Origin of the sequence: Brevundimonas faecalis, assembly GCF_040549405.1 — a bacterium.
Lineage (GTDB): Bacteria > Pseudomonadota > Alphaproteobacteria > Caulobacterales > Caulobacteraceae > Brevundimonas > Brevundimonas faecalis.
This window is the reverse complement of sequence record NZ_JBEPTF010000002.1, coordinates 316,401-328,751: the sequence shown is the minus strand read 5'-3', so window position 1 is coordinate 328,751 and position 12,351 is coordinate 316,401. Positions and strand designations below refer to the sequence as shown.

Below are 12,351 nucleotides of genomic sequence, written 5' to 3'. Positions count from 1 at the left end.
CCTCAGCGTGGCTCCAGGCTGCGGATGAAGGCCTGAAGCGCGGCTTCGTCGGTGATGTCGCCCTGATACACATGGGCCGGCCGCTGAGGCACGTTGTTGCCGCGCGCGCGGCCGCGATAGACCTTCATCGGCACGGCGATCTCGGCCAGGCCGCTGGGCAGGACGGGTTCTCGGATTTCCATGTAGACGGTGTCGGCCGAGGTTTCGCGACCGACCTGGATAGCGCCCACGGTCTTCCACAGGTCGACGGCGTCGAGACAGGCGGAACCGCAGCTGGAGTCAGTCAGGACATAGACCCGGCCGGCCATCAATTGCGGCGCGGGCGGCGGCGGGGCGGCGTCCTTCGGCGCTTCGTCATCGACGCTGCGCCAATAGACCTGACCGGCAGCCTGGGCCGCCTTCATGCCGTTGACGGCGTCCTCGGCCCAGGTGATCAACTCAGGTTGGCCGTTCGTGGCGCGCAGTTTGTCCAGAAAAGCGGAAATCTCGGCGATGTTGCCGTCCGAGGCGCGCCAGTCGACGGACTCGATCGCCGGTTCCGGGTGGGCGGCCATCCAGTCGTCGCCCCAAAGGACCTGAGCCATCAACTGGCTCCAGTGCGAGGAGCCGCCGCCGTTGCCGCGCAGGTCCAGCACCACATAGGGGGCGGCGCGCAGGGCGTCCTGCTTGGCCTTCATGTCGGCGACCAGGGCCGTCAGCTCGGCGTAGTTCTCGCTGGAAGGGTCGCCGTTGAACGTGGGGGTCGAGATCCAGAAGCCGCCGTCATCGAAGTGCTTCAGGGCGAAGTCCGGCTTGACGCTCTGCATCAGCCTGGTGCGGCGCTCGCTCAGATCGTCGGGCGTGGCGCGCCAGTCGAGGGCGTAGGTCTTTGTCGAACCAGCGGCCTCGAACCGGCAGGCCTTCATCTCGGTCTGCCAAGGGTTTTGGGCGCTGAGGAACATCCAGTCGCCAAAGCGGGCCTGGATCGCCTCCAGGAACCAGCGGCCCCGGAACTGGCCGATGCGCTGTTCGGCCAGGGTCGCGGCGTCCACGCCGTCGCAGTCGATCAGCCTAGCGTCCAGAGGCGGGGCGGCGGGGTCGGCGTCATCGCGGTTCGCCACCACCTGATCGGCGCCGCGATAGACGGTCAGGAAGCCGGGCCAGCGGGTCGGGAAGCCGAAATCCCTCTGGGTCATGCTGATCTGGACGTGGCCGTCCTCGAAGCTGGCGACATAGGCGCGCAGCGCCCACCACCAGCCGCCCACGTCCGTGGTCGTCTTGGCACGCTCCAGCGCGGCCGCCAGTCCCTGATCCAGGCGGGCGCGGAACTGGGGATTGAGCGGATCATGCACTCCGGGGTGACTGTCGATCATGATGTCGTGCAGGCCGGTCGCGTCTTGAACCAGGGTGGCGGACCAGTCGCGTGGCTGACTCATCGGCTTGGGCGCCTCGGCTGTCGGCGCCTCTTGAGCCAGAGTCTGCGTCGCGCTCATCATCGCCAGACAGGCGACGCCCGCCGTCAGAAACCGCTTCATGACCAATCTCCTCCCACAATACAGAGGCGAGACATCGCAGAGCGGCGAGGGGGCTTCCAGTTACGCTTTGGTCATGGAGCGCGGATCAGTCCGTCGCGCGCAGCGCCTCCAGCACGCCCTTGCCGTATCGTTCCAGCTTGCCTGCGCCGACGCCGGAGATGAGGCCGAGGGCGTCGAGGGTGCGTGGTTCGCTCAGGGCGATCTCGACCAGAGTCTTGTCCTGGAAGATGACATAGGGCGGGACATGCTGTTCGGACGCTCGGTCGCGACGCCAGGCGCGAAGCACCTCGAACCGGGCGCGGACATCGGCGTCCAGGCCCTCGACGGCCAGGTTGCGGCCTGCGTTGCGGCGCGGACGCTCGGCCTCGACCACGCGAACCGGCGCCTGGCGCACCCGCACCGGGCGCTCGCCGCGATAGACGGCGCGGACAGCTTCGGGATCGCCCAACTGGATGATGGGCTTGCCCTCGTTCGGATCCTCGACCAGCAGGCCTTCGAACATGAGATGATCGATCACGTCGCGCCAGCCGGTCAGCGACAGGTCGGCGCCTATGCCCCAGGTGGAGAGGCCGGCTTCCCACGGCTGGACGTCCTTGGTCTTGCCCAGCAGGTGGTCGACGACGCGGGTCCGACCGAAGCGTTCGCCCAGGCGCTGCACCGCCGCCAGGGCCTTCTGCGCCGGGACGACGGCGTCGAAGGTGGCGGGCGGGTCGCCGCAGATGTCGCAGACGCCGCACGGCTGGGCGTCCTGTTCGCCGAAGTAGCGGCGCACGGCCTGGGGACGGCAGGTCGCCCCGTCCAGCATGGCGAACAACTGGCGGACCTTGCGCGTCTGGACCTGCTTGACCTCCTCGGCCATGGGGCGGCCTTCAAGGCGGCGCAGCGACCAGGCGATGTCGGAGGGGCCGTAGAGGGTGATGCCCTCGGCCGGTTCGCCGTCGCGCCCGGCGCGGCCGATTTCCTGCCAGTAGGCCTCAAGGCTGCCGGGCGGGTCAGCGTGGATGACGAAGCGGACGTCGGGCTTGTCCACCCCCATGCCGAAGGCGATGGTGGCGACCATGACGGCGCCGTCCTCGGCCAGGAAGCGCTCCAGCCGCTTGTCGCGTTCGCGGGCGTCGAAACCGGCGTGATAGGCGATGGCGTTGGTCCCCGCGTCGCGCAGGGTCTGGGCCACGCGCTCGCAACCGTCGCGGCTGCCGCAATAGACTACGCCCGACTTGCCCCGCCGCTCGCGCACCAGTTCGACCACGGCGGCGTCGGTGCGGGCGCGGCTGCCGTTGATCTTGCGCTCGGCGGACAGCTGCAGATTGGGGCGGGCGAAGCTGTCGACGAAGACGCGGGCCGCGCCCAACCGCAGCGAGGCGAGGATGTCGTCACGGGTGCGGGCGTCGGCGGTGGCGGTGACGGCGATGCGCGGGACGCCGGGGAAGACTTCGGCCAGACGGCCCAGAGTGCGATAATCCGGTCGGAAGTCGTGGCCCCACTGACTGACGCAGTGGGCTTCGTCGATGGCGATCAGGCTGAGCTGGAGCTCGGACAGACGCTCCAGCATGGCGCCCGAAGCAAGGCCTTCGGGCGAGACGTAGAGCAGGTCCAGTTCGCCCGAACGGGCGGCGCGCCAGATGGCGGAACGTTCATCCATGCCCACGCCGGAATCGAGGCGAGCGGCGGCCACGCCCTGTTGCTTCAGGGCCTCGACCTGGTCGGTCATCAGGGCGATCAGCGGCGACACCACCAGGCCGACGCCGGGGCGCAGGATAGCTGGGATCTGATAGCAAACGCTCTTGCCGCCGCCGGTCGGCAGAACGGCCATGACGTCGCGTCCGGCCAGAACCTCGGCCACCACCTGGGCCTGCAGACCGCGAAAATCGGCGTGCCCCCAGACCCGTCCCAGCACCTCGCGTGCGGCGTCCAGATCGAGCGGGACGGGCGATGCAGAACGGATGGGGTCAGCGAGCATCGGCGGGTTGTGCCCGATCTGTTCCGGGGTGTCACCCGCTTCTCCTCCCTGTTGCGCAGCAATGGAGAGGCGGCGCGGACGCGCAGCGGCCGTAACGGAGGGGGCGTCTCGAGGTTTGACCCTTGCGCCGCCCCCTCCACCACTTCGGGGTCCCCCACCCCATTCGCTTCGCGAACAGGGAGGAAAGCGTTATAGGCCCGCCCCATGACCACGATCCTCTACGGCCGCCCCCCGGCGGCGTTCGATGTTCCGACCGGGGCCGTGCAGACCTCGCCCCTGATCCCCGGCTCGACCGCGCTGGAAGATCTGGCGCCCGACTCTGTCGAGGAGGCCATGATCTATGCGCCGCCAGGAGCGACGGAGCGGCGCTATACCCTGGCTCTGGCTCTGCGCGCGCTGAAGGTCGGCGGGCGGCTGGACGTCCTGGCGCCCAAGGACAAGGGCGGATCTCGCCTGGCAAAGGAATTGAAGAGCTTCGGCCTGGATTTCGTCGAGACGGCCAAGGCTCATCATCGCCGCTGCATTCTAGGTCGCCCTGATAAGGTCGAGGGCGTAGACGAAGCGATCGCACTGGGAAATCTGCGCCTTGTGCCCGGCCTGGAGGCCTGGTCCCAGCCGGGCGTCTTCGCCTGGGACCGCATTGATCCGGGCACGGCTCTGTTGGCTCAGGTTCTGCCGTCGCTCAAGGGGACGGGCGCGGACCTGGGATGCGGTTTCGGCGCCCTGTCCGCCGTAGTGCTGCGATCGTCGGGGGTGACGAGCCTGCGGTTGGTCGACATCGACCGGCGGGCGATCGGGGCGGCGCGGCGTAATGTCGAGGATGTGCGCGCGAGTTTCGAATGGGCCGACGTGCGCACGCTGGAGGCGGCGGGCGATCTGGACTTCGTCGTCTCCAATCCGCCCTTCCATGACGGCGGCGCCGAGGATCGGCGCCTGGGCCAGAACTTCATCCGCAAGGCGGCTGAAATGTTGAAGAAGGGCGGAACGGCCTGGATCGTCGCCAACCGCCACCTGCCCTATGAGGCCGAGCTGAACGCCGCCTTCAAGCGGGTGCGGATGGTCGCCGACCAGGGCGGCTACAAGATCTTCGAGGCGGTGAAGTGAACGCGTCCTCAAGCAACCCGAAGGGGGGGAGGACCCCTACAAGTAGGGTCGACAAGCTGCTCGGCTCCATGGGCTACGGCTCGCGCGCCGAGATGGCGCGTATGGCGCGGGCGGGGGGGATCGTCCTCGACGGCGCCGACCTGACCGACGTGTCCAAACGCATTCCGGTCACGCCGGACCTGCCGGCGCGGATGGAGATCGACGGCGAGCCGCTGGACCCTGTTCCCGGTCTGGTGATCCTGTTGCACAAGCCGCTGGGCATGACCTGCTCGCACAAGGAGGACGGGGCCCTGGTCTATGACGTCCTGCCGGACCGATGGAGGCGGCGCGACCCCGCGATCTCGACCATCGGCCGGCTAGACAAGCAGACCTCGGGCTTGTTGCTGTTGACCGACGACGGCGACCTGCTGCACCGGGTGATCAGCCCCAAGCGCCATGTGGCCAAGGTCTATCGCGCGACCCTGGCGCGGCCGCTGACGGGGACGGAAGGCGCATTGTTCGCCTCCGGCGACCTCGTGCTGGAGGGCGAGGACAAGCCTCTGGCGCCCGCCGTGCTGGAGGTCCTCTCGCCGACCGAAGCCCTGCTGACGGTGACGGAGGGACGGTATCATCAGGTGCGACGCATGTTCGCGGCCGTCGGCAACCACGTGGAGACGCTGCATCGCGAGCGCCTGGGCGGCCTGATCCTGCAGGACGACCTGGCTCCGGGAGAGTGGCGGCTGCTGAACGACGACGAGATCGCTTCGATCTTCGCCGAGGGCGCGGCATGACCTTGGCCAAGATCTGCGGATTGACGACGCCGGAGACGCTGGAGGCGGCCCTGGACGGAGGCGCGGCCTTTGTTGGCGCAGTGGTGTTCGAAAAGAGCCCGCGGCATATCCCGCCGCTGCACGCCGCAACCCTATTCGACCGGGCGAGAGGGCGAGCCAAGGTTGTCGCCGTTCTGGTCGATCCCGACGACGCCCTGCTGACCGAGGTGGGACTGATCCTGCGGCCCGATCTGATTCAGTTGCATGGACATGAGACGCCGCAGCGCGCGGCCGAGGTCCGGCGGCTGACGGGGACGGGGATCATCAAGGCCTTGCCGATCCGCGGCGAAGCTGATTTCGCCGCCGTGCCCGAATGGGCGGGCGTGGCCGACCACCTGCTGTTCGACGCCAAGCCGCCAGCCGGCTCTGATCTGCCTGGAGGCGTGGGAGCCTCATTCGACTGGGCGTTGATGCAGAACCGGGCGCTTCCAGCAAACTGGTTCCTCGCGGGCGGCCTCGATCCGCAAAATGTCACCGAGGCGGTGCGGATTTCGGGGGCGCCTTTGGTCGATGTCTCCTCTGGCGTCGAAAGCGCGCCGGGTGTTAAGGACGCGGTTCGGATCCGCGCCTTCCTGGAAGCCGTGAACCGGTCCTGATTTCGTCGCCTTCCCGCGAAAGACTGCCGCTCGTGAACGCAATCCTCCCGAATTCCTACGCCTGGCCCGACGCCGAGGGCCGCTTTGGTCCCTATGGCGGCCGCTTCGTGCCTGAGACCCTGATGCCGCTGATTCACGAGCTGAACGCGGCCTATGAGGCGGCCAAGGCCGACCCGAGCTTCCAGGCCGAACTGGACGGCTTCCTGGCCCACTATGTCGGTCGCGAGAGCCCGCTCTATTTCGCCGAGCGCCTGACCGATCACTTCGGCGGGGCCAAGATCTGGCTGAAGCGCGAGGACCTGAACCACACGGGCGCGCACAAGATCAACAATTGCATGGGCCAGATCCTGCTGGCCCGCCGCATGGGCAAGACGCGGATCATCGCCGAGACCGGCGCCGGTCAGCACGGCGTGGCCTCGGCCACCGTCTGCGCCCGCTTCGGCCTGCCCTGCACTGTCTACATGGGCGCTGTGGACGTCGAGCGTCAGCAGCCCAACGTTTTCCGCATGAAGCTGCTGGGCGCCGAGGTCGCGGCCGTCACGGCGGGCGCGGCGACGCTGAAGGACGCCATGAACGAGGCGATGCGCGATTGGGTCACCAATGTCGCCGACACCTATTACATCATCGGCACAGCGGCTGGCCCGGCCCCCTATCCGGCCATGGTGCGCGACTTCCAGTCGGTGATCGGCAAGGAGATCAAGCGTCAGTCGCTGACGCAGATCGGTCGCCTGCCTGACGCCGTGGTGGCCTGCATCGGCGGCGGCTCCAACGCCATCGGCGCCATGCACCCCTTCATCGAGGACGAGGGCGTGCGCCTGATCGGCGTCGAGGCGGCTGGCCATGGTCTGGACACCCCTGAACACGCCGCCAGCCTGAAGGGCGGCCGCCCAGGCGTGCTACACGGCAACCGCACCTATCTGCTGCAGGACGCCGACGGGCAGATCCTGGAAGGCCACTCGATCTCGGCCGGTCTCGACTATCCGGGCATCGGGCCGGAGCACGCCTGGCTCAATGATCTGGGTCGTGGCGAATACCTGTCGGCCACCGATGACGAGGCGCTGGAGGCTTTCCAGATGCTGTCGAAACTGGAAGGCATCATCCCGGCGCTGGAGCCCTCGCATGCGCTCGCCCGCATCGGCGAAGTTGCGAAGGAGGTCGGCAAGGGCGGCGACGTGGTGCTGGTCCTGTCGGGCCGGGGCGACAAGGACATCTTCACCGTGGCCAAGCATCTGGGTGTGGAGCTTTGAGCATGAACAGTCTTCTGATCGCGGCCGTGGCGGCCGCCCTGGTTTCGACTTCCCCGACCCTGACCTTGGCGCAAAACGCGACACCAGCGCCCCAGGCTCCTCCAACGACTGCGCCGTCTACCGCCCCCGCGTCGATCGCGACCATTCCGCCGGGACCGGCAGCGACGGGAATTCCGGTCCTGCCGCCTGCAACCGAAGTCGCCGACTGCGCCCAGCTGCTGCGCAGCCCGGCCTATTGCGTGACGGCGCCCTTGGGCCAGGTCGGCGCCTTGGCCGAGGCCTATATCGAGCATCTGAAGAGTCAGAATTGGCTGGCTGCAGACGGCGACGACAATCGCGTCATCTTTGTCCGGCGTCGCGAGGGCGGCGGTTGCGACGGCATGCAGATGATCGCTTTCTACGATCATTCCAAGCCGGCCGAAGAGACTGCACCCGGGTATCTGGGGTTCGCCGTCATTCCCGGCGATATCTGTGCGGCGGCTCCTGCCGCGACGCCGGCTCCCGGGGGCGCCGCCTGAGATGACGACTGCACGTATCGACGCCCGTTTCGCCGCGTTGAAGGCCGAGGGCCGGGCCGGCTTTATTCCCTACGTCATGACCGGCGATCCCAGCCGCGAAGAGGCGCTGGAGATTCTGCGCGGCCTGCCCGCCGCCGGCGCCGATCTGATCGAACTGGGTCTGGCCTTCTCGGACCCGATGGCCGAGGGTCCGCCGATCCAGCGCGCCGCCCTGCGCGGGCTGGCGGCGGGGATGACTCTGCGCGGCACGCTGGATCTGGTGGCGGACTTCCGCAAGGGCGACGACGCCACGCCCCTGATCCTGATGGGCTATCTGAACCCGGTCGAAAGCTACGGCTACGAGGCTTTCGCGCGCGATGCTGCGGCGGCGGGCGTGGACGGCCTGATCGTGGTCGACTGTCCGCCGGAAGAGGCGGGGCCTCTGGCGGCGGCGCTGGACGCGCAATCCGTCGCGCTGATCCGTCTGGCCACGCCGACCTCGGATGACGACCGGCTGAAGGTCATCGCGCAAGGCACCTCGGGCTTCGTCTACTATGTCTCGGTCGCCGGCGTGACCGGCGTGAAGGAGGCCCAGGCCGACGCCGTCGCCCCCGCCGTCGAACGCGTCCGCAAGGCCGCCAACCTGCCGGTCGCCGTCGGCTTCGGCGTCAAGACGCCGGAACGCGCCGCCGAGATCGCCCGCGTGGCCGATGCGGTGGTGGCGGGCTCCGTCTTCGTCGATGAGGTGGCGGCGGCCCTGGCGGCGAACGAACCGGCCGTCCCTCGCGTTCTGGCCAAGGTGAAGGCCCTGGCCGATGCGGTGAAATCCGCCCGCGCTAGTGCTTCCGTCACGGAAACCGTCTAAAGGCGCGTCCATGGTCGACAAGAACACCGAGAACAAGCCGCGCGGCGGCTGGCTGTCCCGCTTCGCTCCGGGCGTCCGCAAGATCGTCAGCCGGCGCGACACGCCCGACAATCTGTGGGTCAAGGACCCCGATACGGGCGAGATGCTGTTCCGCACGGACCTGGAGGCCGCTCTTTGGGTCACGCCCTCGGGCCGTCATATGCGCATCAATGCGCCGACGCGCCTGAAGGCCACCTTCGACGCCGGCAGGTTCGAGAGCATCGACACGCCTGACGTGCCGGAAGACCCGTTGAAATTCTCGGACGGCAAGCCCTATCGCGACCGCCTGAACGCGGCGCGCAAGGCGGCGGGCCGCAAGGACACGATGGCGATCGGGTTCGGCAAGATCGACGGCGTGCCTGCTGTGGTCATCGTCCAGGACTTCACCTTCATGGGCGGGTCTCTGGGCATGGCGGCGGGCGAGGCCTTCGTCGCCGCCGCTCGTGAAGCCGTGAAGCGCGGCGTTCCCTTCGTCTGCTTCACCGCGGCTGGCGGCGCGCGGATGCAGGAGGGTGCGCTCAGCCTGATGCAGATGGCCCGCACCACCTTGGCGATCCAGGAACTGAAGGCGGCCAAGCTGCCCTATGCCGTGGTCCTGACCGATCCGACCACGGGGGGCGTGACCGCCTCCTACGCCATGCTGGGCGATGTTCACCTGGCCGAACCGGGCGCCCTGATCGGCTTCGCCGGCCCGCGCGTGATCGAAACCACCATCCGCGAGAAGCTGCCGCCTGGTTTCCAGCGCGCCGAATATCTTCAGGACAAGGGCATGGTGGACAAGGTGGTCGCGCGCGGCGACCTGCCGAAGACCCTCGGCCTGATCCTTTCCATGCTGATGAGCGGCGCGGCCCGTAAGGCGGCCGCCTGACAAGGCGAAGGGCCCCATGGACCCGATTTCGGAACGGCTGCGCGCCCGGCATCCCCAGCGCATAGACCTGTCGCTGGACCGGATGCGGGCGTTATGCGCGGCCCTGGGCAATCCGCAGGACAGGCTGCCGCCGGTGGTCCACGTCGCGGGCACCAACGGCAAGGGGTCGACCGTGTCCCTGATCCGGGCCATCGCCGAGGCCGCGGGTCTGCGGGTCCACGCTTACACCTCGCCGCATCTGGTGCGTTTCAACGAGCGTATCCGCCTGGCCGGGACTCTGATCGGCGACGATCAGTTGAACGACGTGCTGGATCGCATCGAAGCGGCCATGGCCGAGATCGGGGGCGAGGCCACCGTGTTCGAAAGCACGACCGCCGCCGCCTTCCTGGCCATGAGCGAGACCCCCGCCGATCTGGCTGTCATCGAGGTGGGGTTGGGCGGTTCGCTGGACGCCACCAACATCATCGACCGGCCGCTGCTGAGCGTCATCACTCCCGTCGATTTGGACCACGCCGAGTTCCTGGGCGACAGGATCGAAGGCGTCGCCGCCGAGAAGGCGGGCATTCTGAAAGCCGGAGCGCGCGGCGTCGTCGCGCGCCAGTCCGAGGCGGTCATGGCCGTGATCGAGCGCCGCGCCGCTGAGGTGGGCTCGCCCCTGACCGTCATGGGCGTGGACTACGACGCCTGGGCCGAGCGCGGCGGGCTGGTCTATCAGGATCAGGAGCGTTTTCTCGATCTGCCGCCTCCGGCGCTGAGCGGTCCGCACCAGTTCGACAACGCCGGCGTGGCCGTGGCTGCCGCCTTGGAGTTGGACCTGTCCGAAGCGGCCATCGCGGCGGGTTTGAGCGCCGTACGCTGGCCTGCGCGAATGCAGCGTCTGACGGCGGGTCCATATGCTGAAAAAGCCCAGGCGGCCGACGCCGAGCTCTGGCTGGACGGCGGGCACAATCCACATGCTGGGCGGGCGCTGGCCCGATCCCTGGCCGAACGGCAGGCGCGCGCGCCGCGCCCAACGGCCCTGATCGTCGGCATGTTGGAGAACAAGGACGCCGGCGGCTTCTTCGAGGCGCTGAAGGGGATGGAGCTTCAGGTCTTCACCGTCGGTTTCGACGGGGCGGCGGCCGAGCCTCAGGCCCTGGCGGCCGTGGCCCAGGGACGCGGTTTCGGCGCCATGCCCGCAGGATCGGTCGACGAGGCCCTGGACCGCGCCCTGGCTTGGGGCGCGGGGCGGGTCGTGATCTGCGGCTCCCTGTATCTGGCGGGAGAGGTGCTGGGCGCTGACTCGAAGACCTGGCCGGTCTGACCCGATGCCTCCAGCCGACGCCTAGCTGGGATCGGGCTTCTGGATGAACTGGGGCAGGAGGCTGGCCACGACCTTGCGTCCGGCGTCGTCCGGTTGATCCAGCATGGTGCGCAGGATGGGGCCGATCAGGGCTTCGCCGAAGGCGCTGAGCGCGATGAAGAGGACGGCGGAGCCGATGCGGCGGCGCGCTTCCGGGCTTTCCTCACCCATCTTCTCCATGATGACATTGACGAGGTTGAGCACCGCGTCGCGCACCGGTTCCAGATGAGTCAGGTCGCCGGTCAGGGCGATCCAGGCCGCCAACCGTCCCGCGCCGCCCTCGGAAAAGGCGTCGAAGACCGCGTTGATCAGTTCCAGCGGCGCGCCCTCGTCTGTGCGCAAGCGCGTGACGGCGGCGTCTAGGGCCTGGTTCAGGTCGTCGACCATGGAGCCCATCAGTGAGGTCTGCAGCCCCGCGGCCGATCCGAAGTGATGGATCAGGTTGGCGTGGGTCACGCCGATGTCGGCGGCGACCGCCGACAGGGTGACGGCGTCCGGTCCGCCCGAAAGCAGCAGGGCGCGGGCGGAATTCACGGCTTCACGACGCGCCTCTTCAGGCGAGCGACGGCGGCGGCGCGGTTTTTCAAGGTTGGTAATTGACATACCTGTAAATGACATTCATGTAGATAACCGACCTTCTAGGCTTCCGTAGAGGAACCCGCAAGTGCAAGCCGCGACAAGCTCGACCGTCTTCGATCTTTCGTCTCCGTCTCACGCGCGCCGACCGTCGCAGCAGACGGCCCAGCGCGTCCAGCCAATTCGCGCTCTACGCGCAATGCGCCGGCTGGTGGCGGACAAGGACGACACGGAACAGGTGTTCGAGATCATGAACGCCCTGTCGGGTCGTTCGCCCGACTGGGGCTACAGCCGTCTGCTGAAAACGCCGGAAGGGGGGCTGCAGGCCTATCGCCGCCAGGAACTGGCCGACCGGCTTCAGGACCGCGCCTGGCTGGAGAGTTTCGCGCCCGGCACCGTGGGGGCCGCCTATCGGGCTTTCATCGACGCTCAGAACTTCTCGGCCTACGGCCTGGCGGACGAGAGCCGAAAGATCGCGGATTCCGAGATCGAGGCCGCCCACCCCCGCGCATGGTTCGCGCGTCGGATGCGCGATGTTCACGACATCTGGCATGTCGTCACCGGCTACGAGGCGGACGCTCTGGGCGAAGCCTGCCTGGTCGCCTTTTCCCTGCCGCAGACGCGCAGCGCGGGCTTCGGTCTGATCGCTTCGGGCATCGCCGTGCAGTTCATGCGCGCCCGCACCGGCTATCCCTGCGCCCGCGCCGTCTTCCAGGCCTGGCGGGACGGACGACGCGCCGCCTGGCTGCCCGGCGAGGACTATGAGGGCCTGCTGGCCGAGCCGTTGGACGAGGCGCGTCGCCGCCTGCGCATCCCGACGCCGACCGTCTACCAGAGCGTGCCGGCCTCGGTGCGCAACGCCTATCTCGGCGGCAAGGGATGACCCGCCGCGCCTGACAACGCCACGAGAAGCCGGCCGAGGATGCGCCGGACC

The 12,351-nt window shown here is 68.4% G+C and carries 12 protein-coding genes; 9 read left to right on the top strand and 3 right to left on the bottom strand.

Annotated features, from left to right (window positions below):
• Positions 1–2: 2 nt before the first annotated feature.
• Together ABIE19_RS09600 and recQ are read right to left on the bottom strand one after the other, a co-directional pair.
• Entirely contained in the window at positions 3–1,514 is a 1,512-nt protein-coding gene (locus tag ABIE19_RS09600) for a S41 family peptidase (protein WP_354088948.1), read from the bottom strand.
• An 85-nt stretch (positions 1,515–1,599) separates the two neighbouring features.
• Positions 1,600–3,474, bottom strand: coding sequence for a DNA helicase RecQ (gene recQ, locus ABIE19_RS09595; RefSeq protein ID WP_354088947.1), 1,875 nt, complete (start codon positions 3,472–3,474; stop codon positions 1,600–1,602).
• A gap of 204 nt (positions 3,475–3,678) precedes the next feature.
• Between recQ and ABIE19_RS09590 the strand changes: the two genes are divergently transcribed.
• The 8 genes from ABIE19_RS09590 (at position 3,679) to ABIE19_RS09555 (ending at position 10,802) form a co-directional block, all read left to right on the top strand.
• Positions 3,679–4,578, top strand: a complete 900-nt coding sequence (locus ABIE19_RS09590) for a class I SAM-dependent methyltransferase (protein WP_354088946.1) — start codon at positions 3,679–3,681, stop codon at positions 4,576–4,578.
• A 68-nt stretch (positions 4,579–4,646) separates the two neighbouring features.
• A complete protein-coding gene (locus ABIE19_RS09585; protein WP_354088945.1) occupies positions 4,647–5,348 on the top strand; it encodes a pseudouridine synthase in 702 nt (233 codons plus the stop codon).
• Positions 5,345–5,983, top strand: coding sequence for a phosphoribosylanthranilate isomerase (locus tag ABIE19_RS09580; RefSeq protein WP_354088944.1), 639 nt, complete (start codon positions 5,345–5,347; stop codon positions 5,981–5,983). The genes ABIE19_RS09585 and ABIE19_RS09580 overlap by 4 nt, the downstream gene beginning before the upstream one ends.
• A 32-nt stretch (positions 5,984–6,015) precedes the next feature.
• Positions 6,016–7,230 (top strand): tryptophan synthase subunit beta, encoded by a 1,215-nt coding sequence (gene trpB / locus ABIE19_RS09575; RefSeq protein WP_354088943.1) that lies wholly within the window; start codon positions 6,016–6,018, stop codon positions 7,228–7,230.
• 2 nt (positions 7,231–7,232) lie between these two features.
• Complete coding sequence (locus ABIE19_RS09570) at positions 7,233–7,748, top strand: hypothetical protein (protein ID WP_354088942.1); 516 nt, start codon at positions 7,233–7,235, stop codon at positions 7,746–7,748.
• Between the two features lies 1 nt (position 7,749).
• Positions 7,750–8,592 (top strand): tryptophan synthase subunit alpha, encoded by an 843-nt coding sequence (gene trpA, locus ABIE19_RS09565; protein ID WP_354088941.1) that lies wholly within the window; start codon positions 7,750–7,752, stop codon positions 8,590–8,592.
• 10 nt (positions 8,593–8,602) lie between these two features.
• The gene (gene accD, locus ABIE19_RS09560) at positions 8,603–9,499 is read left to right on the top strand and encodes an acetyl-CoA carboxylase, carboxyltransferase subunit beta (RefSeq protein WP_354088939.1); all 897 of its coding nucleotides are present in this window, start codon (positions 8,603–8,605) and stop codon (positions 9,497–9,499) included.
• Between the two features lie 16 nt (positions 9,500–9,515).
• Positions 9,516–10,802 carry a bifunctional folylpolyglutamate synthase/dihydrofolate synthase gene (locus tag ABIE19_RS09555; RefSeq protein WP_354088938.1) on the top strand — a complete coding sequence of 429 codons (1,287 nt, stop codon included), beginning with the start codon at positions 9,516–9,518 and terminating at the stop codon, positions 10,800–10,802.
• Positions 10,803–10,823: 21 nt separating this feature from the next.
• Here ABIE19_RS09555 and ABIE19_RS09550 read toward each other — a convergent pair whose 3' ends face one another.
• Positions 10,824–11,375, bottom strand: coding sequence for a TetR/AcrR family transcriptional regulator (locus tag ABIE19_RS09550; protein ID WP_354088936.1), 552 nt, complete (start codon positions 11,373–11,375; stop codon positions 10,824–10,826).
• Positions 11,376–11,628: 253 nt separating this feature from the next.
• Here ABIE19_RS09550 and ABIE19_RS09545 point away from each other — a divergent pair, with 253 nt between their 5' ends.
• The gene (locus ABIE19_RS09545; protein ID WP_354088935.1) at positions 11,629–12,300 is read left to right on the top strand and encodes a Coq4 family protein; all 672 of its coding nucleotides are present in this window, start codon (positions 11,629–11,631) and stop codon (positions 12,298–12,300) included.
• Positions 12,301–12,351: the final 51 nt, after the last annotated feature.

Bases quoted from the DNA above. Each gene is read 5' to 3' on its own strand.
- ABIE19_RS09600 (WP_354088948.1), bottom strand. From the start codon at position 1,514: ATGAAGCGGTTTCTGACGGCGGGCGTCGCCTGTCTGGCGATGATGAGC.
- recQ (WP_354088947.1), bottom strand. From the start codon at position 3,474: ATGCTCGCTGACCCCATCCGTTCTGCATCGCCCGTCCCGCTCGATCTG.
- ABIE19_RS09590 (WP_354088946.1), top strand. From the start codon at position 3,679: ATGACCACGATCCTCTACGGCCGCCCCCCGGCGGCGTTCGATGTTCCG.
- ABIE19_RS09585 (WP_354088945.1), top strand. From the start codon at position 4,647: ATGGGCTACGGCTCGCGCGCCGAGATGGCGCGTATGGCGCGGGCGGGG.
- ABIE19_RS09580 (WP_354088944.1), top strand. From the start codon at position 5,345: ATGACCTTGGCCAAGATCTGCGGATTGACGACGCCGGAGACGCTGGAG.
- ABIE19_RS09570 (WP_354088942.1), top strand. From the start codon at position 7,233: ATGAACAGTCTTCTGATCGCGGCCGTGGCGGCCGCCCTGGTTTCGACT.
- trpA (WP_354088941.1), top strand. From the start codon at position 7,750: ATGACGACTGCACGTATCGACGCCCGTTTCGCCGCGTTGAAGGCCGAG.
- accD (WP_354088939.1), top strand. From the start codon at position 8,603: ATGGTCGACAAGAACACCGAGAACAAGCCGCGCGGCGGCTGGCTGTCC.
- ABIE19_RS09555 (WP_354088938.1), top strand. From the start codon at position 9,516: ATGGACCCGATTTCGGAACGGCTGCGCGCCCGGCATCCCCAGCGCATA.